We start from the raw sequence: 24,033 nt of genomic DNA on the forward strand, positions 1-24,033 counted from the left end.
AAAAATCTGGTTTAATTACTTTTTAGGCGCGCGGTGTTAACCAAGCGACCTTCTCGGCTGCTCCAATTAAAGTGGGAGTGGCCAGATGATCGACACTCATGCGCAATTGGCAGGTTCAAGCGGCGAAAATGGCAAAAACAATCAAAGTCTTGGTGGTTTTCGGCACGCGCCCGGAAGCGATCAAGATGGCCCCTGTCATCAAAGCACTGCAAGCAGCGCCGCAGATCGAGGCCCAGGTATGTGTCACCGCGCAGCACCGGGAAATGCTCGATCAAGTCCTCGCACTGTTTGAAATTGAGCCGGATTATGACCTCAATCTGATGAAGCCGGGACAGGGGTTGTTCGAGATCACATCCAGCGCTCTGTTGGGGTTGAAGGGTGTGCTTGCAGAAGCTTCACCTGATCTGGTGCTGGTGCACGGCGACACCACGACTACGCTGTCTGCTTCGCTTGCCGCCTATTATGAGCGCGTGCCGGTTGGCCATGTTGAGGCCGGATTGCGCACTGGCGACATCTACTCGCCTTGGCCAGAAGAGATAAACCGCAAGGTTGCGGGCACAATTGCGCGCTTGCATTTTGCCCCGACCGAGCAGTCGAAACAGAACCTGCTCGCGGAAAACACGGACCCCGATCACATTCACGTAACGGGCAATACGGTGATCGATGCGCTGGTTGAGGTGTCAGCGAAATTGGGCGCGGACCCAGCAATCGGTCAGGCGTTTGATCAGGAATTCGGAATTGATCCCGATCGCCGCGTGATCTTAGTGACTGGCCATCGGCGGGAGAGCTTTGGCGATGGTTTCCAGCGGATCTGCGATGCGCTGTCACAATTGGCTAAGCGCGAAGACATCCAGATTGTCTATCCGGTGCACCTCAACCCAAATGTAAAAGGTCCGGTCGAACAAAGCCTCGGCGCTTTAGACCGGGTGACGCTGATCCCACCGCAGGATTACCTGCCGTTCGTCCATTTGATGCGCCGCGCTGATATAATCCTCACCGATTCTGGCGGCGTGCAAGAAGAAGCTCCTTCGCTTGGCAAGCCGGTGCTTGTGATGCGGGACACGACCGAGCGGCCCGAAGCGGTGGACGCTGGGACGGTCAAGCTGGTCGGCACAGATGCGCAGCTGATCGTGGACGAGGTGACGGCTCTGCTGGACAATACAGACGCCTATGATGTGATGGCGCGCGCGCACAATCCTTATGGTGATGGCCAGGCCTCTGGCCGGATCCGCGATACCATTCTGAGCTACTTTGCCGATGGCGAGGGTGAGCAATTATGAGAAATCCTATCCAAAAAGTCTCGGTTATCGGCCTCGGCTATATTGGTCTGCCGACAGCGGCGATGTTTGCATCGCGCAAGATCGAAGTGGTCGGCGTTGATGTGAACCCGGCAACCGTGGACACGATCAACCGCGGCGAAATTCATATCATCGAGCCCGATCTCGATATGGTCGTTAGCGCTGCGGTGTCCCAGGGGTTTTTGCGAGCCACCCTGACCCCAGAGCCGGCTGACGCATTTCTGATCGCGGTGCCGACACCGTTTAAGGGCGCGGATCATGAGCCCGATCTTTCCTATATCGAAGCCGCATCAAAGGCGATTGCGCCAGTGCTTTGCGCAGGAAACATCGTCATTCTTGAATCGACCTCTCCGGTCGGCGCGACAGAGGCGATGGCGGATTGGTTGGCGCAGGAGCGCCCGAATCTGAAGTTCCCGCAAGACACTGGTGAGGCATCGGACATTCGCATCGCGCATTGTCCCGAGCGGGTTTTGCCGGGCAAAGTTATGCAAGAGCTGATCACGAATGACCGTGTTATCGGCGGCATGACACAGCGCTGTTCGCTGACGGCTGCGGCGCTCTACAAATTGTTTGTTTCAGGCGACTGCGTGATCGCATCGGGCCCGCGGGCCGCTGAAATGGCCAAGCTGACCGAAAACAGCTTCCGCGATGTGAATATCGCCTTTGCCAATGAATTGTCGCTGATTTGCGATGAGCTTGGGATCGATGTGTGGGAGTTAATCGCGCTCGCCAATCGCCATCCGCGCGTCAATATCCTGCAGCCTGGCCCGGGTGTGGGCGGCCATTGCATCGCGGTTGATCCGTGGTTCATCGTGTCATCCGCGCCGCAGCTCTCGCCCTTGATCCAGGCCGCGCGCGGGGTGAACTCCTCAAAGCCAGGATGGGTGGTTGAGCAGGTGAAATCGGCGCTGGCGGATCACTTGGCCAGCAATCCGGAAAAGACCGCGAAACACGTGCGCATCGCGATCTATGGCTTGAGCTTTAAGCCCGATATTGATGATCTCAGAGAAAGCCCAGCGCTGGATATCGCTGAGCAGCTTTGCGCTTGGCACGCGGGTATGGTCACCGTGGTTGAGCCCTATATCGATGAGCTACCCGAGGCGCTGAGCGGCGCGGAATTGGCCCGTGGTTTTGGCCGTATTGAGGCCGACATTCACGTTATGCTGGTGGATCACACCGGCTTTAAGGGGTCGGCGCGGCCCGATGGCGCCATCGTCGATGCACGCGGCGTTTGGGCGCAGGCGCCAGAGCTTTACAGCTTTGTCGAACGCCGTTTGAACGACCGGACACCGACCTAACCGTCTGCTTAGACCTCATAAAACTCGCGGTACCATTTGACGAAGGCGCGGACGCCTTCCTCAACATTGGTTTGCGGCGCGTATCCGGTTAGCTCTTTCAGCAATGTGGCGTTGGCCCAGGTGGCTGGCACGTCACCTTTCTGCATCGGCATGTAATTGCGGATTGCCTCGCGGCCGCATTCTTTCTCAATCGCTTCGATGAAGTCCATCAGCCGGACTTTATCGCTGTTGCCGATATTGACCACACGGTACGGCGCGACTGGAGACAGGCTGTCATAGTCAGCGATTTCGTCCGCGCTGCTGGGCCGCACTGGCGGGGTGTCGATCAGCAAGCGAATGCCGCGTACTAGGTCTGAAACAAAGGTGAAGTCGCGGTACATGTCGCCATTGTTGTAAATGTCGATCGGGGTGCCCTCAAGGATCCCCTTGGTGAACTTGAACAGCGCCATATCCGGCCGTCCCCACGGCCCATAGACCGTGAAGAAACGGAACATGGTCGTCGGTAGGTTCCATAGGTGGGCATAGGAATGGCCCATGCTTTCGTTGGCTTTTTTCGTGGCGGCATAAAAGGTCAGCGGCGTATCGACCTTCTCGCGCTCGTCAAAAGGCATGTCCTCATTTGCCCCGTATACAGAGCTGGTCGAGGCCATCAGCAGGTGGTCGACCTCAAGTTCGCGCGCGATCTCCATCACATTGAACGTGCCCGTGACGTTCGCGTCCAAATAGGCACGCGGGTTTTCCAGACTGTAGCGAACGCCAGCTTGCGCTGCGAGGTGCACAATCACATCCGGCTGCTCTGTCATTGCGAGTTCGCGCAGCGTATCGAAATCTTCTAACATCCCGACTTTGCAGCTGAAGTGCTGATTTTGCAGCAGCATCTGATGCCGCCGCTCTTTGATGCGCACATCATAATAGTCGGTCATCGCGTCATATCCGACGACCGCGAAGCCTTCTTCTAGCAACAGCTTAGAGAGGTGGAAGCCAATGAAGCCGGCGGTGCCGGTAACGAGAATTTTGCGCATGATGATCGGTCCTTAGGCCTCGATTGCAGCCATTTAGAAAAGAATGGACTATGCAGCAAAGCCGGGTAACGCAATCACTGGAAATTGGAGACCTCTTTCAGTGCATCTTATTTTTCGCGCCGATGGCGATCCTCAGATTGGCGCAGGGCATCTTTATCGTTGTTTGACCCTAGCGAACGCGATGAAAGCGGCTGGACACTCGTGCACCTTTCTTTGCGCGCGGGTGCCAGATGGCTTCGACAAGAAGCTCAATGAGGCGGGCCATCGTTTGCATCTCATCCAATCGAATATGATTGGAAATGACCTCGCTTACGGTTGGGAAAAGAATCCGGCCGAACAATCTGATCAGCTAGCAGATTGGGAGGCGTGCCAAGATGTTTTGTCGGACACTTCAGTCGATTTGGTGGTCGTAGATCATTATTTGCTCGATAAAGTTTGGGAGGGCCAGTGGGCGGACGTTCCGCTGATGGTTATCGACGATCTTGCCAATCGAGATCACCAGTGCAGCTACTTGCTCGATCAGAATTTTGGTTGTGCGGTGCTCGACTATCAAGATCTCGTTCCCGGAGAGTGTCAGTTGCTGCTTGGCGCATCATACAGTTTACTACGTGATGAGTTTGCGCTTGCTAGTGACCAAGCGATCCGGACGCGTCACAACAGAAAAGCCGAGCGCATTTTGATCAATTTTGGGGCGGCCGATGCAGGGGGGCTTACTCTGCCAGTTTCGGAGGCTCTGGCGCAGGGCTTTCCCCACTCTCGGCTCCGAGTCATATGTGGCCGCCAGGCCGAAGCGGCAACGCAACTGGCAGAATTGCCTAGCCGCTTCGAGAATGTTGAGGTCCAATTTGATGCGACCGATATGGCGGCTTCGATGGCATGGGCGGATGTCGCGGTTGGTAGCGGCGGTGTGACGGCACTCGAACGCTGCTGCTCTGGTTTGCCTGCCGTCGTATTGACAACAGCCAGAAACCAACTGCTCGTCAACCAACGACTGAGGGAGGCTGGTGCGATCACATTGACCGACGACGTCGAGCAAACAGTTTTGGCCGTCGGGCAACTTTTAGACAGCACTGACGAGTTACAATCGAGCGCTGCGATAGCCGCAGCCGTTACAGATGGCCGGGGCGTTGACCGTATCGTTCACGCTTTAACTCGCCCTGGTCAAAATGATCGGCTGACACTTCGAAACGCCAATCCATCGGACGCTGTTCAGCTTTGGCGTTGGCGAAATGATCTCACAGTACGAAAAATGGCCCGCAATACCGTCCCTGTTCGGTTGTCAGACCATCTGACATGGCTCGATCGGGTGCTGCGCTCTGATGATCAGATATTGTTGATTGCAGAGCAGGCGGAACAACAGGTTGGAATGCTGCGATTTGATCTTGAAGATCATGCCGCCGAAGTTTCAATCACGGTTTCTCCCAGCGCGCGTGGGCGCTCACTTGGCAAGGCTTTGTTGGAGGCTGGTCATCGCGCGTTGCACCAAGAGCATGGCATCAGTTCGATAACTGCTTTTGTACGGGTGGAAAATGCGGCCTCCCTCGCGTTGTTTGAGCGCTGCGGCTATTCGCGAAGTGGTGAGATCGTTGGTGGCTTGGTGCAGTTCAATCTGCAGATCGATTGACCTAAGGCGCAATTCGCAAATTTGTCTTGCGTTCATAGACTGACATTTTCGACACTTGCCTGTTCTGGGCAGGCTAGAAAGGCGTGCTTTTGGCGCTGAAGAGACTATAGGTACCGCAAAGTGCTACCCTACACAGCTAGAGAGCTTTGCTGGGCGTAGTTACGCGAGCAACAAGATTAGCAGGCAGACTATGAAGACAATTGAAATCGATGGCCGGAAAATTGGCCCAAATCATGAACCCTACGTAATCTGCGAGATATCAGGCAACCACAACGGCTCGTTCGAGCGCGCAATTACGCTGCTTGAAGCGGCTGCAGCCACGGGCGCAGATGCGATCAAAATACAAAGCTACACGCCTGATACGATGACGATCGATCACGACAGTGATCAATTCAAAATAAGCGGTACGCCTTGGGATGGATACACTCTCTACGACCTCTACAATGAGGCACAAACACCGTTCGAATGGCACGAAGGCTTGTTCAAGAGAGCCCGTGAACTCGGTGTGACGCTATTTTCAAGTCCGTTCGATGAGACAGCCGTCGATCTTCTCGATGACCTTGGCGCTCCAGCCTTCAAGATCGCCTCATTCGAAGCAATCGACTTGCCTTTGATCCGCTATACTGCGGCCAAGGGCAAACCCATGATCATCTCGACTGGCATGGCCAATTTGAGCGAAATTCATGAGGCCGTTCGGGCGGCGCGCGAAGGCGGGTGCAAGGATTTGATATTGCTGCATTGCGTCAGCTCGTATCCTGCTCCTGATGAACAGACCAATTTGCGCACCTTGCCGCATCTAGGCGAAGCATTCGATTGTGTTGCCGGCCTGTCAGATCATACCATGGGCAGCGCGGTTGCAGTGGCATCGATCGCGCTTGGGGCCTCGGTAATCGAGAAACACTTCACTCTGGCCCGCGCAGACGGCGGTCCTGATGCTGATTTCAGCCTAGAGCCCGATGAGTTCTCAAGCCTCGTTACGGATTGCAAACGAGCCTGGATTGCGCTCGGTGATGTCGCTTACAGCCTGAAGGGCGCAGAGGAGGGCTCTGCCCAATTCCGGCGTTCGCTTTATGTCGTCCAAGATGTCGCAGCAGGGGAAATTCTGTCTGCACAGAACATTAGATCCATTCGGCCTGGTTTCGGCATGGCTCCAAAGCATTTTCCGGATGTCGTCGGTCAAGTTGCTGTGCGACCACTTAGCCGAGGCGAACCGCTTGCCGTCGACATGTTTCGGCCAAAATGACGCCAATGAAGATTGCCTTTCTTGAAAGAATGCTCGGGAGGTTTGCTGATTTCAATCAAGCAAACTGCAACGACAACTGGAAAGGTATCTCGCTAAAGACAAAGTATCGGCCTGTGATCCTAGAAGGTATCGCGCGATTGGTCCGGTTTACTATGAGTGAGGCAATAGCTGGATCAAAGCCAATCGGTGAAAAAGTGCCGATCGTGTTTTTTGCAGGCACCCAAAACAACTTGCGTTCTGCCAAGCTAGCAATGGCACACGTGCCTCGCAGTGGAACTATGGTCTTTCACAACCTTCAAGCCGATGGGCTTGGTCGCATTGGCCTCTTTTCACAATACCTAACGGGGTTATGGATATTGGCCCTGTTGCCCATTTTGCTTTTAGCCGAACCGCGAAGTTTTCGGCGCAGGGCAATGGTGGCGAGGCTAGATAATCTTGTGCTGACCTTTGGCTGGGGTCGCGGCATTCGCAATCAATTGAGAGCAAGCGGCGCGCAATGCGTCGTGGTGACCTCTGCTCTTAGTGTGTATCAGAATCTGATTGTTGAACAGGCTCGAGAGCTTGGAATTTCGAGCGTCTTTATCTCTCATGCGCCAATCGGCAGAGGGCAAATGTCTTTGCCAACCGATTGGGCTCTGCTGGATGGCGAGTTCCAGGCCGCCTTGTTTCCGAAAGGCCGGACGAATGTGATTGTCACGGGCTCGGCGCGGGGCGCCGCATTAGCAGAACATTATTCTGATCGTTCCGCTGCCAAGGGTGTGCTGATTTGCACTAACTCACTCATCCGCGACCTTGACGATTTGAAAGTGTTGATCAAAAAAATTCGCAAGGAAAATGGTCGCATACCCATCGGTTTGCGGCCTCATCCGCGTGACAGCGCTAGATTTGACGCGCATCAGAAGATCTGCTTGGAAATGGATTGTTACTACCATTCCGCATCGCTTGAGCTTCACCAACAAACACAGGATTATCGTTTCTTTCTGTCCCGGTTCAGCGGGGTCTTGATTGATGCGTTGTTGCTCGGATTCGATCCTTTGGAGTGGGAGGATGCAGACTCTGGCGGCGATGAAGGTAGCGTTTTTGACGATTATTATGGTTTAGAGGAACTCGGTTTGGTGCGCGTTTTCGCGGAAGAAGATGCGCAACTCCCATGGGATTGGGGGGTCGATCGCTCGGCGCTCAGCCGACTGGAGAAGAGCGCTGAAGCCGGTTGGAACACGGCAGATAATATTGGTAAAGCAATTGCCAAATTGTCAGGGGACGGCATGAATATAGTCCGCGAGGGCACTGCAGAGCTTCCTAGCTGAGTCTTAGGTTTGAGCCAATTATGCCGAGTTTAGACACGGTGATCGCGTGGCATCAATTTTCGATCCATAAGGTCAGTCTGAATGATGGCTTGCCTTGAGCATCATTTCTGCCCGTTCCCAGTCTTCAGGTGTGTCAATGTCTTGAACCCGATGGCGGGGTAGTACGACTGGCGCAGAACCGAGGCCAAACAGCGTTTCTTGTGCCAGCCAGGCCTGCGCGGTGCCCCAATAGAATTGCGCGGCATCATGCCAAGCCTCTTCGAGGTCCTGAGAGCGAACCGCGAATTTCGATGGGTCGAACATCTCAACTCTTGAACCACCAACAATGCGAAAAGCCCTCTGTATGGGCGCTGGGAAGCTCGTCACAGAGAAGGCATAGTTGCTTTTCGTCTCGCGCAGGATTGCAAGTCCGCGGACTAGGTCTGATGGGTCCAAAAAGGGGGCTGTGGCGTAGATACAGCAAACTTCGCTTGCTGCCAGGTCGTTGGCCTTTTGCCATTCGACTGCGTGGGCGATTACGGGAATTGTTCCCGTATGGTCATCCGACAAGTGGGCTGGACGCAAGAACGGCGCCGTAGCCCCAGCTTGTTCTGCGATTTCGGCGATTTCGTTGTCATCAGTGCTGACAATGATCTTATCAAAACAACCGCTTTCGCGCGCAGCCTTAATCGACCACTGAATCATTGGGCGGCCACCAAAGAGCTTTACGTTTTTCCGGGGTATACGCTTACTGCCAGAGCGAGCTGGAATTACTGCAAGTTTCATTGGCTGACTCTCTTTGCTCTCATTCAACTTAGGCTGGAGCTGCTTGAACCTTCAGCGCCGCCTTTCTTGGCGTTTGAGCGCAGCAACACTTGATACAAGAGCAACCTTCCAAGAATTGCTATCGCTGTAAAAAAGGCAGTGTATTCGAACGATGGGTTAAACCACCAAAGCAAGCCTAATGTGCTGGCGATAAGGCTGCTATCAACTGCTACCAGCCATTTTCGGGAAAGGCGCCAAAATGCGTATTCAACGCCGACTAGACTGTAGGCCTGTAGCAAAAAAACTGCCGCAAAGCCTGCGAACATAACCGCCGGCAAATCCGCGTAAGCGGGCACTATCTCCACCAGGACAAAGGCGGCTGTCATACAGATTATCAGCAACATGAGAGGAAGAACCAGATTTTGCCATCGCAACACTTCAACTAGCACGCCTGGACCATTTGGTTTGATCAGTTCTGGTCGTCTGCGAGTGAAATAAAGAAGCGAATGTCCGACATTCACCAAATTGAAAACATTGGCAAAAAACACATATCGGTCAATTTCTCCTGTGTGGTTCTGGGCGATCCAGAAACGGTCTAAAAGGAGGATATTGACCGATAGGAATGTCCATAATTGGTTGTAGGAATACTCGCTCTTCCAACGCGCCCAAAAGGCTTGCAAGGTTACCTTGGTGTTGGCGGCAATGCTGGCAAAGAACTTTGCGGCAAGCCTGCCATGTATCCTGGTGTGACGCCGCCTAATCACCCAATATGCGCACATACAAGCCAAGCACACCACCGTGTAGATGATGATCAAACTGCCGGTCACAAAAGGCAGCACGCCAATTATCGCGAAGGTTGGAATGATCACACGAAACGAGAATGACAAACCCCATCCCAAATAGTTCTTTTCGAATAGGAAGTGTCGTTGATCCTCGTCGAAGAATTTCTCACATCCAACCAAAAGAACAATTGAAACCACGATCATCAGACTGGATGACCAAGCCAGTGCCAATATGGCGACAAGTGGCAAGGCCCAGAGATACTGCATGACAGAATCATGGAAATAGCCCGCATAGGCCTTGGAATAGGATCGACTGTTATCGCCAAAGCGGCGTTTGTAATAGCTGACGTGAGTTTGAGCGCCAGTTAGCACGAACAGCGAAGCGATCGCTGTAATCAAGATCGCATAGTCCTTTGCAAACTGGTCTTGCTGCGTCACCGCCGCAGCCAGCAACGCCAGCGGCTTGGCTCCTACACCAGCCAGCCGCAAGACAATGAATGCTAAATACTCGTTGCGACGTATGCGCTTCATCGGGTCGTCGTCTTAGTCGGTACAATGCTGCCGGCTGCTACGTCTTCTAGCCAATCGCAATAGTGACCATAGACACGGCCCGCGTCGAAATTTTGCTCAAAATAGCCTTGGATTCGCTCACGCGTCCCTGAAACCTCCATTGCCTCAAGGCCCTTCATGACGGCGTTGGCAAAGGCGTCGGCATCACCCGGAGAAAGAGGTGAGCCAAGATTGTGCTTGCTGAGCAATTCCTTCGCTTCTTGTCCAAGGGTAGACACCTGCCAGAGTCCTGCTGACATATATTCAAACACTTTGTTAGGCAGACCTTGAGGCGCATTTGGAGGGTACGGAGCTAGTGCGACGTCGCTTTGCTTAAGCAGGGCGGAGATTTCCGACTTGTTCAACCAACCAGGGGTGACAATGTTGCTCAGACCTGCCCTTGCCTTGTCGATTGCTTTGCGTTGATCCCCGTCTCCTGCGAGTACAAACTGCACATTATCATGGTGAGCCAATTGCTTCGCCGCATCAACCAGCAGCGATAGATCATAGGTTCCGCCCCATGAGCCGATGAAGACAGCCAAACGCTTTTCAAAGTCTACTCCTTTGGAGCGTAAGGACTTGAAACTCGCCTCATCTAAAGTGTCCGCTGCAGGCTGGTATCCCAGCGGGAAAATTGCATCCTGAGGGCCTTGTGCTCGTCCTGCTTTCCCAAGGCCCCAGTCGAGATAACCTTGGGATATACCGACAACGTGGTCCGCCTCACGGCAGGCCTGGTGCACAACACGGTCAATATGCGTGATTCCCGGAAACGCGAGCACTTTTCTCGCGCCTTCCAGAAAATCAGTGAAGAAGTCAGGCCACAGATCCCGTATCGACACCGCAGATGGTGCGCCGAGCATTTGCCCCAGCTTTACCCCAGCCAATGCGCTTTCGGGCATTGGCAAATCAGCTACTATTACATCGGGACTCTCTCCAGGCTGAACCCCCAACTCCTTGCCGCGCTTGAGCATTGCCTTGCCAACGAGGAAGTTGTGTAACAGCCTGCGCGGGCTGCTGTTTTTAGAATATCCTATGCCTGGCACCAACTCAATTTGGCAATTTGGCAGCCATTCATGTGTTCCTGCTGATTGAGAGCGATGTGTCTTTTGGTAGTGATCAAAAGTAGAATTGAACCATCGCACCTTGTGGTCGCGTTCAGCGAGGTGTGAGGCCAACATTCCGGCACGCATCAAACGGGGTGTGTTTGGGTCGAGCGGCAGAGGTTCTGCATCCCGTAAAATCCATACGTTCATGGTAGAAACTCGCCCCTAGTTGCTTTGGGCTTGCAATGGCCGCGTTTGGAAGTTGGGCCGCTCAACAGTGTCTTGAGGTATACGTCTGGAGGCAGTGTCGGTGAGCGCTGAAACAGCGATCGCTAGTAAGGTGAGGCGTAGGAAGGCTGGATCGAACGGATTGACCAGATCCAAACTAGAATCAACGGTTCCACCAAAGTAAATGACGAGCAACGCGATTTCCACAAGCCCTGGTTGCACGTTACGCATCAACGTCGCCAAAGCCTTTAGAATCATTACATAAAATACAATAATGAAGGGCGCCAGTAAAACACCCAAGGGATAGAAAAACAGCCCTCCAACCAGGCCCGGAGAGGTGCCTGTTCGTTCTCGAATGGAGAATGCAATTGATTCATAATTCAGTCGCTTAACTGACGTAATCTCATTGAAAATTGTACTGTTACCAAGCAGGACGTCTGAACGATGCTGTATATTGTTAAGTACATCTTGAACGGCAGTGAAGCCGAGTTCAAAGTTGAAGAAATTTTCAGTGACATGAAAGCTGACACTGTAATAGTGATATGAGATACGCCGCTGGACAATCTCGATAACAGATACCATGTCGTTAGCGAACAAATCGACAGTTCGATCGACTCCCAGTTTGTTGGCTATCCCTACAAAAAGCGCTCCTGCTCCAACCATCCCTACGACCAAGAGTGAGACCTTGGATACCCCAGCTTTTGATGGTCGGAAAACCTCGCTTCGCTTAAGTACTCGCAACAGGACGAGCGTACCACTGGCTAACAATACCACGTTGCTCGACGCTTGCAGTGAGAGCAAAATACCGATCGCAATCAAGATTGCTGATAGGCCGTAGGGAAGCCAGCGCGCCCTTAATTCGACTGCGCTTTGCCCGGACAAAACGAGCAGTGCGGCAAAAATGTAACTTTGAAAGGCATAGTAAACGATCGCGATACCGCCACTGTCACCGATCCGGTCGCCTGTTTGTCGATAAGAAAGCCCGAATGTGTAAAAGAAATAGATAGACAGCGCAAAAAAGGCGGCTGCCCCAACCAAAATCGCATAAGGAGAGAATCCTATTCGCGAGGCCGGCCGCAACCACTTTAAACTGGGAACATTCACGCGACCGATCAACCAATACGCGTATAGTAAGACTACACCGACGAACGTTGCGCCCAGAAAATAGTTTGGTGAGGTGATCAGAATGAAATCTAACGCTCCGCCAAAGAGCATGGTCAACATAATAGGGATGCCATAAAATATCGTTGCGTATGCCAACAATATTTGAGCGGCAATCGACTCAGTGCTTGCTGGCCGATAGTCTGATCCTAGCGCTACGGGATGATAAGGGGCATTCATGGATGGTTTTCTCTGATTACGCCCCGCGTCGTGGCTAGAGGCGCGCTTCACCTGTGCTTGCCCATTGCCTTCATTCGCTGACTTTCCGGTTTAAGTCTAGCAAAAGCGCGGGAATGTGCTGTTTACAGCGACGCAAACATAGCAAACTTCGAGCATGTTTGCGAAACTTCCTTTAATGTCAGTGCATGTCGTCAACAACGAGTGTTCGGGCGCTCAATTGTGATGAGTGTTGGGATACCAGCCCGGTGCCTTAGGAAAATGCAAGGCAAGGGCTAACGGTGGTAGGTTGTAACAGCGTATCTTTCACCAGCCTCGCATGGCTTTGCACGGTGTATTGCACTCGTGTCGACTATTGCCATCGTACCTTTGGGCACAGTAAACGCTCGGCACGTCTTACCGCCGTCGAGAACGCCGTCAACTGTCTCATCATGAATGTATTGCCAGCTGCGCTTGCCGCTGCGCCATTGGCGCAAATCATTGAGCGTGTAGTAACCTAGAGGCAAGGCATTGCGCAATTTGAACCAAGGCTTGTGGGTCTCCTCGACCAACTCGAAGGGACCACTGTCTTCGCTTACGTCAGTGAGAAAGGCGAACAGCTTTAGCTGTTTGCGAAAGCTGTCAATATGCCAACGAGTATTTTCTCTTTCTGCATCCAAAGGTCGGGGGCGATTGCGTATTGCCAGGACATTGTGGGCATTCGCTTCCCGCCCATACAGTTGCGGCATTATGCCATTGGCCAAGGTTTCAAAATCAGAGAATGCTGCGTGCTTTCGGGGCGCATGCCAAATCCGGTGCTCTGATCCGCGATAATTCACCTCAACGTCATCAGCGAGCGCCAAGTCATCAATTGCGGCGCAAAGGCTTTGGCAATTCTTGTCGCTGAGGCGTGCTTGAAAGATGAAGTATCCCTTAGAGCGTACCTGCTCAATGGCTCCAGCGCGCTCAAACTCAGCTAAATATGACTCGGTATCGAGCATTACATATCCCGGGTTGGAGATGGGTGATCGGTATCCTATAGGGCCCATCTCGGAGCCGTTAAACCCTTTTGTCGGCGTGTGTGATGGGCGAGCTATCGCCGTGCACCTTTAAGCAAAGATGTTGGACTGAGATTCAATGAAAAGACTATTCGATATTATCGTTGCTTTGCTGCTTCTACCAATAGTCGTGCCAGTTTGCTTAGTGACGATGGCCGTTTTGGCCATTGAAATGCGCGCTAACCCAATTTTTGCGCAGCGCCGCGCAGGGCGGAACTTTGAGCCATTTGTTATGTACAAATTGCGCACAATGTATCCCGAAACTGCTGAAGCGGCGACGCATGAGATGTCAGTCAGCCAAGTCACGCCGTTTGGTCGCATTGTGCGCAAAGTGAAGATCGACGAGCTCCCGCAAGTCGTAAACGTGTTAGCGGGTCAGATGAGTTTCGTCGGGCCGCGTCCATGTCTGCTAATTCAAGAAGAGCTATTGGCCTATCGCAAGCGCGAGGGGGTTGAGCAGCTCACGCCAGGAATTACCGGTATTTCCCAGCTCGAGGGCATTGATATGTCTGAGCCAGAACGGCTAGCGATTTCAGACGCCCGCTACTTGGAGAATTGGTCGCTCATGGGCGATATCTCTATACTTACGCGTACATTCCTGGGTTCTGGCAGTGGCGACGCGATGACCAAGAGCTGACTTGTTCAATTAGATGATGCCTTCGCAATTGCGCCGTGCAGGACATCTATCACCTGATCTTGGTCCTCATATGTCAGCCCAGGGTGGAGCGGGATACTGATTGCACTTGCGTAATAGTTTTCCGCATTTGGACATAGGCCAGGCTCAAAGCCCAGGTTTCGATAGTATGGTTGGTGATAGACTGGAATGTAGTGAATGTTCACGCCAATGTCGGCTGCACGCATTGCTTCGAATACGGTCCTACGATGGGCCATGCCCTGTCTGGTGCGAATGACATATAGATGCAGCGATGAGTATCTGTCGCCCAGCCGAACAGGAAGATCGAGAAGCGTTGGATCAAGCAACTTATCATAGCGATCAGCCAAGTCGTGCCGCCTCGCGATGAACTGCGTGATGCGTTTACACTGACTAGCCCCCAGCGCCGCTTGAATGTCGGTCATGCGATAATTGTAGCCGAGCAATTGCTGCTCGTAGTACCAGCCGCCTTCGTCAGTTTTAGCCAGAAGCTCTGGATCACGGGTTATGCCGTGACTGCAGAACAATCGAAGGCGCTCTGCCGGCTGTGCGTCGTTGGTTGTTGCTACGCCGCCCTCGCCCGAAGTTATGATTTTGACTGGATGAAAACTGAAAACGGCAATGTCGCTATATTGGCATTTTCCGACAGGCTGATCGAGATAACTGGCGCCGATAGCATGAGATGCATCTTCGATAACCTTAAAGCCATATTGCTGTGACAGTTCGGCAATTTCGCGCATATTGGCGGACTGACCACTGAGGTGAACTGGCGCGACAATTTTTGGCAATCGCCCCGCCTTTTCAGCTGCCTTGAGCTTAATGCGTAAGGCATCGGGGCACATGTTAAAGGTCGCCGGGTCAATATCGACGAAATCAACGGTTGCACCACAATAGAGGGCAGCATTTGAGGTCGCCACGAAGGTGATCGGACTCGTCCAAAGCGCGTCCCCCTCACCCAGGCCTAGTGCCATGCACGCCATATGCAACGCGGAGGTCGCGCTGTTCGCTGCAATTGCATGCTTCGCGGTCGTTATCTCAGCAATTCTTTGTTCAAAGCCACTAACTTGCGGGCCTTGGGTCAAGAAATCTGATGTCAGTACGTCTCTGACTGCGGCGAGATCGTCTTCATTGATATCCTGGCGACCATAAGGGATCATCGCTAGTGTCCTTGGCTCTAAGCCGTAACGTGCTCGTCAATCAGGCTGCGAAGCTGATCGACCGTTAGAAAGTCAGTGTTAGTCCCGCTTTCATAGATGAAACCTGGGGGGACCGGCTTTCCGCCTAGCTCTTCTGCGAACCCTTCTGGATCAGGGTGTGTGCTGGGGATGATTACATAGTGGTCGCCGATATCGAGCGTACTAAAACTGTCGGCTGCCGTAATCATTTCCTCGTGCAACTTTTCGCCGGGCCGTATTCCAACTGTCTTAGTGTCACATTCCGGCGCGATCGCTTCGGCCACGTCCAAAATGCGGTAGCTAGGAATTTTCGGTATGAAAATTTCACCACCCTTAGCATGCTCCAGTGCATGCATCACCAAACTCACGCCATCATCTAGCGTGATACTAAAGCGTGTCATCCGGTCGTCGGTAATGGGCAAAGTCCCTTTACCGCGCTCTTTCTGAAAGAACGGGATAACCGAACCGCGGCTGCCCATCACATTGCCATAACGCACCACGGAAAACTTTAGGTCTCGTTTGCCAACGATGTTGTTGGCGGCCGTAAAGAGCTTGTCGGAAACCAACTTGGTTGCGCCGTAAAGATTGATCGGAGCAGCCGCTTTGTCTGTAGAAAGGGCCACAACCCGGGTGACATTTGTGCGCAAGCAGGCTTCGATGACGTTCTGGCCACCTAGAATGTTTGTTTTGACGCATTCAAATGGGTTGTATTCCGCTGCAGGCACCTGCTTTTGGGCCGCAGCATGGATGACAATGTCAACGTCGTCCAATGCCAGAGTTAAGCGATCAAGATCACGTACATCGCCCAGGAAAAAACGCAATTTACGCAGTTCTTCTGGCGTGAAATCCGCGCTCATCTCAGACTGTTTGAGCTCGTCCCGAGAATAGATCACCAACCTGCTTACGTCAGGGTGATCCTTCAAAACTCTTTTTACAAATGCCTTGCCGAAAGAGCCTGTTCCCCCGGTAACGAGGATCGATTTGTTACTAAGCATATTCACCCATATTTTCTAAAAGGCAGCGCCGAGGAGGCATTTCCGATAGCGCAGAATTTTCAAAGCGGTCATTTCGCTTGCGAGATTCGCTCTTTTGGCAAAGAGGCGATAACGGCAAGCATGACAAGAACTATGCTTGCTAGCAAAGGCGTTCGGATAGGATAATCGAAAGCGCTCGCAATTATAGCCAAAGCAATAGCCAAAATAAACGTCGAACCTGTAATATTTTCTAAGTTTGAGAAGGGCCTAGAGCGCTTCACGCCGCGCCAAAGGATCATCACCACGATAAAGGCCAAAATAGGCGCTGCCAATCCGACTTCGTAAATGATCTCTACCAGGTCGCTGTGGGTATGGTTGATGTAGCGGAAGCTCAACTCGCCTTGCCGCTCATATTCGCGGTAAATTGCTGGGAATGTACCAGCCCCTCCGCCAAGCGGTAGATAGTCGGAAATCATCTCTCCGGTTTGCTGGACAATTGTGACGCGCTTGTCCTCTGCTATACTTGTGGATGGGTCGGACAAGCGATCCAGTACGACTTGCTGCGGGGCCAAAACAGCTGCTGCCGCAACCAACAAGGCTGACACCGCCAATGCAACCTTTTGTCCTTTAGGAGATATGGTAAACTTAGCCTGCGATCTACGATACCTTGAGTCGGTCGGGGTCTGTAAGATTTTCATCAAGAAATAGCCCGTCCACCCAGCGCCGATGACGCCAAGTATGAATCCGATGCGGGATCCCGTTAGGAACACACCGACTGTAAGCAGCAAATAGAACCCGACCGCAAAGCTGTTGAGGAGATACACTGGCGTGCGGGAGCCTTTCAAGCTTAGACGGGCCGCTGGAAGGCATATGAGACCTAATGCAATCAGCAAGGCTTGATGATTGCGATTGGCCAAAAACCCGGTGTTGGAGCCAAAGTTGGCGATCCGATAGAGGTGCATGCTGGGCTTATCGCCAACCAGCCGCATTATCCCAAGCAAAAGGCTAATGGTCGCGATAGCGGTTACCGCGAGCGGGATGTACGATCTTTGCCGCGGTTCTAGCAGTGCAAAAAGCAGCAAAGCTGCAAGGGGGACCGTTAGGGCAGTAAGGCTGTTCCAAGTATGCTGAGTATGCATAGAGATGGGCCGCCACGGCTCGCGAATCTGTAGGGTATCATAGATGGGAATCAGCGATGATTGTCCTGGAAGATGTGTCCAGATTGCGGGAGGTAGCGGCACAAGCTGCAAAGCGACGTAACTCGCTAAGCCCAGTAGAAGCGCGAGAGGCAGGCGTATCGATGAAACCTGATCACGCGTCAGAAAGAGCAGGGAATAGGTAATTGCAATGCAAGCCAGAGGCCTCAGCAACACTACCTGGCTCATATCGCCGCGAGAACTCCCGCCAAGTAAAACCAAAGCGAGCGCAAAAGCGATCAAAGCTCCTGCGTGCCACGCGGCCGGGTTCTTACCTAGAGCGAATTTGCTCGATCGCCTGTGTTTCGCAGCCATTAGTTTCGCTCTGCAGTCACAATTGCAAGCTCATCAATCGATAGTGAGGCCTGCGAAATACTCGACGAGTCAAAATGCAATTGGATTGTTTGGAAATCACAATCGGCATCGACATCAAAAGGAATGGTGAACGTGCCATCGGCCTGTGCGTCAAGCGATATCGTCTCTAGCGCCAAAGCACTCCCTCCCGTGCTGCAGGTGACCGAGAGTTCAAGGCCTCCAGCGCCATCTGTTACAGACGCTTTGCCCGCCAATGCCCACGACCCAGATGCTAATTTTATAACACGCGAGGCGATCTGCACGCGACGCGATGATTGAATATTGCCGGTCAACTGGCCATCCGCCAATAAAGTCGAGTGGCTTGGTTCGGAAATGAGGTTCCAATCAAATGGAACGAGGGGATCTGCGTTTGGTAGTGCCAGCAGGCTGCTAGCTGCATCTACTACTGATGCTGGGCCACCCGCCATTTGCGCAATTTGATCAGCTTCGCTCAACCGACCGGAAGAAGCGAGCGCGCGGACAAGCCGCGCATCAATGCCTGCGATCTTTGTGGCTTGATTTGATCCGATCTGTTCAAACAGTGGGACCACAAAATCAGGCACTGGTCTCGCATCTGAGATTGCAAACCACATAGGCCTTTTCCAGGCACGGTCTTCGCTCAGTAATCTAATAACTGATGCCCGGCCCTCTTCCTGCTCCATCACCTGAAAGAGATAAGGGAATAGGACTTCTTGCGCTTCAGGATTGGTCGTCAGCGCCAAATCTAGAGCAGTAATTGCCTCTCCAAGCTGCTCCTCCTGCAGGGCTTCAAGTACGGTATACGGCTGTACCGGGAAGCTCCGCTTTGAGAAGGTTCTCGCTTGCTCCAACATAAGTGAGGGGTCTTGTTCACGCGAGCCTGCTGCAAATGCGAGCATCGCCAAGCTGGAAGCATCGTGCGGGGCACCTCTTAGCGCTTCGATCGCGTGCGCCTCTGCCAAATCAAAATCAGGGTTGGTTGGATCGAGAAACACGGCTGCGATCGACATTTTTGAATGAGCGACGGGATTGTTGCCATCAACTTGCAGGGCAAGACTAGGTTGATTGCGATCCAGAACATTGCTGGCGCTTTTCTGCACTGTAGGCACCATAAGCATCAAGCTGACCATTGCGGTTGTCGCAAGTCGGCGGCCAGAGAACCCAAAATATGTCTTTTGCGTCATGCTTGAGAGCTGTCAGTTTGGCCGTATCCATAGCCATAACCGTATCCATAGCCATAGCTTAGATCGCGCTCTTCGAGTTTCGTAACGACTGCTCCGTACACATGCGCGCCTGCGGACCTGAGTCGATCGATCGCGTTCTGAATACCGCGCAGTTTAGGTCCGTTGGCTTCGATCACATACACTACGCCTTCACATGATCGTGAGATAAGTTGGGCATCAGCCAGCGCCAGAAGTGGAGTGCTGTCTAGTATCACGTGATCGTATTTTTCGCCTGCGGCAGCAACAAGTCGCGCAAGGCGATCAGAGCTCAGCAGTTCGGGTGAATTTGGCGGAATGGGTCCAGTCGACATCATGTCGAGCGCGCGTTCGCCATCGCGTTGGACAAACTCCATCCAATTGTCACTGCCAGCAAGGTAGTTGCTAAGCCCTTGCTTGTTTTCCAACCCAAGCAAATCATGCACCGAAGGCGACCGCAAGTCTGCGTCGATTAGCAGCACTTTGCGACCAAGACGAGCAAGCAACAAAGCCGTCGCGACGCTCGAAATCGACTTCCCTTCGGCGTCTCGGGTGCTCGTGAGCATGAACGAGCGCGGAACTCCATGATCCGTCAGGAACGACAAGTTCGTCTGAACAGACATGTATGCTTCAGACAATCCAGATTTCCGATCATCAAGCTCGTCGAAGATTGTTTCTGGTTCAATAAGCGGGATGGCTCCCAAAACTGGCAAACCGATCTTCCGCTCGATTTCGCCCGGATCGTTGACGCTTTCATCGATTTGTTCAATCAGCAGCACCAGTCCGCCGGCAAGCAGCATCCCAAGCAACAACGAAAGTGCGATGTTTATCACCAGTCGCGGGCTTGATTGATTGCGCGGAGCTTGTGCACGATCGATTATTGCTATGTTATTCAACCCAAGGCCAGCAGCACCAATCTCCTTAAATCGCTGCAGCAACGCCTCGTACAATTCTCGCGAGGTATCCACGTCGCGCTGAAAGATGTTGTACTGAATTGTGCTTCGCTGTTCGTTAATCAGGCTACCCTTGAGCCTGTCAACAGTCCCGTTCAGTTGTTGCTCACGGGCCAAGGCAGAGCGATACTTCTCATTGAGATTAGCTGAGAATCGCTGCTCTTCCTGCGATATCGCAGCTTGCAGTGCGCCAATCTTAGATTCTAGTGCTTGAACGGTAGGGTAACCGGGCTCGAATTGCGTCAAAAGCCTCGCGTACTCTGCTTCGGCTAAGGCCTTTTCCTGACGAAGACCGTTGAGTGCATTGTTCTGTAGCGCGGCATCGACTGAATCGGCGCGCCCGCGTTTCAAGGCGCTTTCAGCCGCAATGCGATCTGCCGTTGCCCTGGCAAGCTCTTGGTTAAGTGTTTCCAAGTTGGCAGAAGCAAGCGTTCGGTCCGTTCGGGTGGCTCCTTGAGCACCTTCGCGAGTCGAAAGCGAAATAATCTCATTGGCCGAAGCGTAATCTACCAAATTGCGCTCTGACGTCTCCAAACGCGTGCGGATCTCTGCCAATTGATCTTCGAGCAACTCTCTGGCGTCCGCACTTGCGGCGTATTTGCGTTCTTGAGTAGCGGCCACGAATTGGGTTGCCCATGCATTTGCAACCTCGGCTGCTTGCTCCGGCGACGGGCTTTCGTAGGCGATATCCACCAAGCTGGAACCACGCACAGGTGTGATTGTCGAATGATCTATCAGGGTGTCAATAACCCGTTCCATTCGCAGGGTCGCAGTCTGACGTGACAACACCTCTCCGCTAGCATTACCCGATAGCGGAAAGTCAACGCTTCGGCCATGTGCTTCGAGAAAGTCATTGTTGCTCGCCAAGTCCAATTGCCGCGCAACGCGCTCGGCCAGGGAACGGGATTGCAACAACGCGTATTGCGTCTGATAGAACTCAAGTTCCTGAAAGTCCGGATCGTCATCAATATCACCAACCTTGGCGACATTGCCGTCAGATCGACTAATTTCAATCCGCGTTTCTGCCTCGTAGTAAGGCGTCATAAAGAGTGTGGCCAAAGCGCCTATGATCACCGCTAGAGTGACAATGCCGATCACCAAAAACTTATGTTTGGTCAGACTGCGCCAGTAGTCGAGCAACACTGGCCGCGCCGCCAGTATATTTGGCGCAGGCGCTTCGATTTGACTTTCAGAGTTCATGTTATCGGTAGGAGTCCAAAATGCCTAAGTTCAGCGCAAAAGCAAAACGAGCGGCGAAGTAATGAGGGGAGTGATCTGCAGCAAATCATCAAAACGGCGTCTCGCAACCGAATCGCCGACAAAAACGATGTCGTTCGCAAAGACTTCTGGATCGGAGTAGTTTCCTTGGCGGATGCCTTCTAGGTTATAAAGGCCGACCATCTGCTGCCCTTCGACCGTGCGAAAAATCACCACATCTTTCAACCTAGCATATTCGGCCGTCCCGCCGGCTGTCGCGACCGCACGCATAAGGGTCATTCGTCCAATGACCGGATAGAGTCCCGGGGTTTCGACCTGCCCATCAACCGTGATGACCTGGCTTACAGTTTCTTCCAAGTTTACAGTAACTTGTGGATTTCGGATGAAGCGACCGCGCAATTGCGTTTCCAGATCATCCGCTAGCTCTTCAGGCGTACGGCCGGCTGCTTGCATTGTGCCGACGAGAGGAAACGAAATGAGACCTCCAGCATCGGCACGCACTGTGATTTCACTGAGTTCTTCAATGCCAAAAACATCAATTCTGAGCTTGTCGAAAGGCCCGACAATGTAAGGTCTGCTCGCATCGACCAAATCGGAACGCTTTGGTTCTGGCAAAGCACCTTCGCCAAGGACCGTCACATCCGGAGAAAGTCCGTAGGTGCGGTTCCCCCCGCAGGCCGAAAGTGCAGCCAAAATGCCGAGCACCAAAGGAAGAAAAACTTTCGGCTGCATACCAAATCCAAAATCTTAAGCATGATAAAATTACGTCTGAGAGGCTCTACTCAGGTGAGGCTGCTCAAGCAAGACAAAGACGGTGAAACTGCGTCTTAGCAAGATCAGTGAGCAGATTTTGCTCGATTCTGACCGTCGGGGTGGATCGGAATATGGTGGAATTCAGGCACCATTTTTTCGATAAGCGACAGAGCAGCGCCCTCATCGACTGTATTTTGTAGTTCGTCTAGGATCGGCCACAGTTTGGGCTTTGCCAGCCACTCCTCGCGTGCCATCATTATGCGCTCGTGCCGCGTGCTTTCTGGGTCCGCGCCGATCAACAGCTCTTCAATCAGTTTTTCACCAGGCCTCAGCCCAACTTCTGTAATTTCAATGTCGCCCTCGGGATTGTCCTCATCACGCACCTCGAGTCCCGATAGTTCAATCATGGATCGAGCAAGGTGAGATATCTTGATGGGGTCTCCCATATCTAGGACGAAAACTTCGCCGCCTTTCGCCATACCACCAGCTTGGATGACGAGCGATGCTGCTTCAGGAATTGTCATAAAATAGCGGGTGACATCATTGTGCGTCAGGGTTACCGGCCCCCCGGCTTCGATCTGCTGGCGGAAAAGAGGTACGACGGAACCGCTGGACCCCAAGACATTGCCAAATCGAACCATCGAAAACCGCGTCTTGCCAGCCTGATCGGCCAAACTCTGAAGAATCTGCTCGGCGATGCGTTTGGTGGCTCCCATAACATTGGTGGGGCGCACTGCCTTGTCGGTGCTGATCAGGATAAAATCTCGAACGCCTGCGTTCTCAGCCTCCTCAGCCACAATCTTAGTTCCAAAAACATTGTTGCGAATTCCGGCAATCAGATTGGCCTCAACCAAGGGCACATGCTTGTAAGCTGCTGCGTGATAGATGGTATCGACTTCGTGGCTAGTGATGGCCGAACGCACGGTGTTACGATCAAGGATAGACCCCAAGATCGGCACAATTTCTGTGGGCAATCTGCGTTCTGCTGACATTTGCTGAAGGCTTCGCTCGATCGAGTAGAGTGCGAATTCTGATCGCTCGAATAGGATGAGTTTTTTCGGTCCAATGTCTAGGATCTGGCGACACAATTCACTGCCAATTGATCCGCCAGCGCCAGAGACCATTACGGTTCGTGATACAACAGTGCGCCCAACCAAGAGCTCATTTGGTCTGACAGGGTCGCGGCCAAGCAAGTCATCAATTTCGACCGGACGTATGTCGCTAAGCGAAACCTGCCCGTCGACAATATCGCGTGCACGCGGAAGGATCTTCACATCGACTTTGAACTGCCTCAGGCGTTTCAAGATTTCGGTTTGACGATTACGCGAAACTCGCGGGAGCGCGAGCAATATGTCGGTTACCTCACCGCGTGCGATAAGTGCGGCCAAATTGCTGCTCGCGAAAACTCTCGCACCATCGAGACGTTGACCAGACAATCTTGCGTCATCATCAACAAAGCCAACAGTTCTCATTTGCGGATCAGAGCGAATAGAACTTGCCAGTTGCTGTCCGGCGCGACCGGCGCCATAAATCAGAACCTTACGCACTCTCCCGCTCACGTCTCCTCGGTCCAAAATGTCGATAAAGAAATATCGCGCGGCCACCCTTGAGCCCACAACAAGCACAAAGAAAGTGAAGGGCTGCAAAACGCCCATTGTACGGGGTACGCCCACAAATCCAAAAACCATGAAGGCGCCGAACATCGCTGCGGTGTAGAGCGTGAACGGCGGGATCAGAGTACGCATCATCCCCACGCCAGCATAACGGAAGATTGTATTGTACACTCCGGCCGACCAGAAGATCGGCACCATCAATGCCAAACCGCCAGCAAGCAACATTTGAATGGGGTAAGAGAACAATTCCCATTGCCCAACACGCAGTGAGTAAGCAATCCAAACCGAAGCTACCAAAAGGACTAAATCCAGCGCAAAAACCAGCGCTCGTTTACGTGCGCGTGGCCAGATCGACATCCTCTTCAGAATGTTCACAAGTATTGCGATCAGCAATTTCATTGGGCTTGAGGCTTTCTACGCAATTCTTTGCAATGCCCGGTGGCTTACACGGCGA

The 24,033-nt window shown here is 52.8% G+C and carries 19 protein-coding genes; 6 read left to right on the top strand and 13 right to left on the bottom strand.

Annotation, left to right across the window (positions count from 1 at the left end; translation table 11 throughout):
* Nucleotides 1-128: 128 nt before the first annotated feature.
* Both wecB and wecC read left to right on the top strand, forming a co-directional pair.
* Nucleotides 129-1,280, top strand: a complete 1,152-nt coding sequence (wecB, locus tag AC0V6M_RS05495; protein WP_486137841.1) for a non-hydrolyzing UDP-N-acetylglucosamine 2-epimerase — start codon at nucleotides 129-131, stop codon at nucleotides 1,278-1,280.
* Nucleotides 1,277-2,596: a UDP-N-acetyl-D-mannosamine dehydrogenase gene (gene wecC / locus AC0V6M_RS05500; RefSeq protein ID WP_486137842.1), complete on the top strand. Its 1,320-nt coding sequence runs from the start codon at nucleotides 1,277-1,279 to the stop codon at nucleotides 2,594-2,596. The genes wecB and wecC overlap by 4 nt, the downstream gene beginning before the upstream one ends.
* An 8-nt stretch (nucleotides 2,597-2,604) precedes the next feature.
* On the opposite strand, the gene AC0V6M_RS05505 is transcribed toward wecC, so the two are convergent.
* Nucleotides 2,605-3,618, bottom strand: coding sequence for a GDP-mannose 4,6-dehydratase (locus tag AC0V6M_RS05505; RefSeq protein WP_486137843.1), 1,014 nt, complete (start codon nucleotides 3,616-3,618; stop codon nucleotides 2,605-2,607).
* 43 nt (nucleotides 3,619-3,661) lie between these two features.
* On the opposite strand from AC0V6M_RS05505, the gene pseG reads away from it, so the two are divergent.
* The 3 genes from pseG (at nucleotide 3,662) to AC0V6M_RS05520 (ending at nucleotide 7,792) form a co-directional block, all read left to right on the top strand.
* Nucleotides 3,662-5,242, top strand: coding sequence for a UDP-2,4-diacetamido-2,4,6-trideoxy-beta-L-altropyranose hydrolase (pseG, locus tag AC0V6M_RS05510; protein ID WP_486137844.1), 1,581 nt, complete (start codon nucleotides 3,662-3,664; stop codon nucleotides 5,240-5,242).
* Between the two features lie 190 nt (nucleotides 5,243-5,432).
* The gene (gene pseI / locus AC0V6M_RS05515) at nucleotides 5,433-6,485 is read left to right on the top strand and encodes a pseudaminic acid synthase (RefSeq protein WP_486137845.1); all 1,053 of its coding nucleotides are present in this window, start codon (nucleotides 5,433-5,435) and stop codon (nucleotides 6,483-6,485) included.
* Between the two features lie 5 nt (nucleotides 6,486-6,490).
* Nucleotides 6,491-7,792, top strand: a complete 1,302-nt coding sequence (locus tag AC0V6M_RS05520) for a hypothetical protein (RefSeq protein WP_486137846.1) — start codon at nucleotides 6,491-6,493, stop codon at nucleotides 7,790-7,792.
* A 72-nt stretch (nucleotides 7,793-7,864) separates the two neighbouring features.
* On the opposite strand, the gene pseF is transcribed toward AC0V6M_RS05520, so the two are convergent.
* From pseF to AC0V6M_RS05545, 5 genes are all read right to left on the bottom strand, one after another.
* Nucleotides 7,865-8,557, bottom strand: coding sequence for a pseudaminic acid cytidylyltransferase (gene pseF / locus AC0V6M_RS05525; protein ID WP_486137847.1), 693 nt, complete (start codon nucleotides 8,555-8,557; stop codon nucleotides 7,865-7,867).
* 23 nt (nucleotides 8,558-8,580) lie between these two features.
* On the bottom strand, nucleotides 8,581-9,849 hold the full coding sequence (locus tag AC0V6M_RS05530; RefSeq protein ID WP_486137848.1) for a hypothetical protein: 1,269 nt from the start codon (nucleotides 9,847-9,849) through the stop codon (nucleotides 8,581-8,583).
* Nucleotides 9,846-11,120 (bottom strand): glycosyltransferase, encoded by a 1,275-nt coding sequence (locus tag AC0V6M_RS05535; RefSeq protein ID WP_486137849.1) that lies wholly within the window; start codon nucleotides 11,118-11,120, stop codon nucleotides 9,846-9,848. The genes AC0V6M_RS05530 and AC0V6M_RS05535 overlap by 4 nt, the downstream gene beginning before the upstream one ends.
* A gap of 15 nt (nucleotides 11,121-11,135) precedes the next feature.
* Nucleotides 11,136-12,479, bottom strand: a complete 1,344-nt coding sequence (locus tag AC0V6M_RS05540; RefSeq protein WP_486137850.1) for a hypothetical protein — start codon at nucleotides 12,477-12,479, stop codon at nucleotides 11,136-11,138.
* Nucleotides 12,480-12,751: 272 nt separating this feature from the next.
* The gene (locus AC0V6M_RS05545) at nucleotides 12,752-13,456 is read right to left on the bottom strand and encodes a phytanoyl-CoA dioxygenase family protein (protein ID WP_486137851.1); all 705 of its coding nucleotides are present in this window, start codon (nucleotides 13,454-13,456) and stop codon (nucleotides 12,752-12,754) included.
* A 136-nt stretch (nucleotides 13,457-13,592) separates the two neighbouring features.
* Between AC0V6M_RS05545 and AC0V6M_RS05550 the strand changes: the two genes are divergently transcribed.
* Entirely contained in the window at nucleotides 13,593-14,150 is a 558-nt protein-coding gene (locus tag AC0V6M_RS05550) for a sugar transferase (RefSeq protein ID WP_486137852.1), read from the top strand.
* A gap of 5 nt (nucleotides 14,151-14,155) precedes the next feature.
* On the opposite strand, the gene pseC is transcribed toward AC0V6M_RS05550, so the two are convergent.
* From pseC to AC0V6M_RS05585, 7 genes are all read right to left on the bottom strand, one after another.
* Nucleotides 14,156-15,322, bottom strand: a complete 1,167-nt coding sequence (gene pseC, locus AC0V6M_RS05555; protein ID WP_486137853.1) for a UDP-4-amino-4,6-dideoxy-N-acetyl-beta-L-altrosamine transaminase — start codon at nucleotides 15,320-15,322, stop codon at nucleotides 14,156-14,158.
* A 17-nt stretch (nucleotides 15,323-15,339) separates the two neighbouring features.
* Nucleotides 15,340-16,335, bottom strand: coding sequence for a UDP-N-acetylglucosamine 4,6-dehydratase (inverting) (gene pseB, locus AC0V6M_RS05560; RefSeq protein ID WP_486137854.1), 996 nt, complete (start codon nucleotides 16,333-16,335; stop codon nucleotides 15,340-15,342).
* Between the two features lie 68 nt (nucleotides 16,336-16,403).
* Entirely contained in the window at nucleotides 16,404-17,825 is a 1,422-nt protein-coding gene (locus tag AC0V6M_RS05565; RefSeq protein ID WP_486137855.1) for an O-antigen ligase family protein, read from the bottom strand.
* Nucleotides 17,825-19,027: a tetratricopeptide repeat protein gene (locus AC0V6M_RS05570; protein WP_486137856.1), complete on the bottom strand. Its 1,203-nt coding sequence runs from the start codon at nucleotides 19,025-19,027 to the stop codon at nucleotides 17,825-17,827. The genes AC0V6M_RS05565 and AC0V6M_RS05570 overlap by 1 nt, the downstream gene beginning before the upstream one ends.
* Nucleotides 19,024-21,195 carry a GumC family protein gene (locus AC0V6M_RS05575; protein ID WP_486137857.1) on the bottom strand — a complete coding sequence of 724 codons (2,172 nt, stop codon included), beginning with the start codon at nucleotides 21,193-21,195 and terminating at the stop codon, nucleotides 19,024-19,026. Before AC0V6M_RS05575 ends, AC0V6M_RS05570 begins: the two co-directional genes overlap by 4 nt.
* A 30-nt stretch (nucleotides 21,196-21,225) precedes the next feature.
* Entirely contained in the window at nucleotides 21,226-21,945 is a 720-nt protein-coding gene (locus tag AC0V6M_RS05580) for a polysaccharide biosynthesis/export family protein (RefSeq protein ID WP_486137858.1), read from the bottom strand.
* A gap of 104 nt (nucleotides 21,946-22,049) precedes the next feature.
* On the bottom strand, nucleotides 22,050-23,978 hold the full coding sequence (locus tag AC0V6M_RS05585; RefSeq protein ID WP_486137859.1) for a polysaccharide biosynthesis protein: 1,929 nt from the start codon (nucleotides 23,976-23,978) through the stop codon (nucleotides 22,050-22,052).
* Nucleotides 23,979-24,033: the final 55 nt, after the last annotated feature.

It is taken from the genome of Erythrobacter sp. JB3-1, assembly GCF_057364995.1.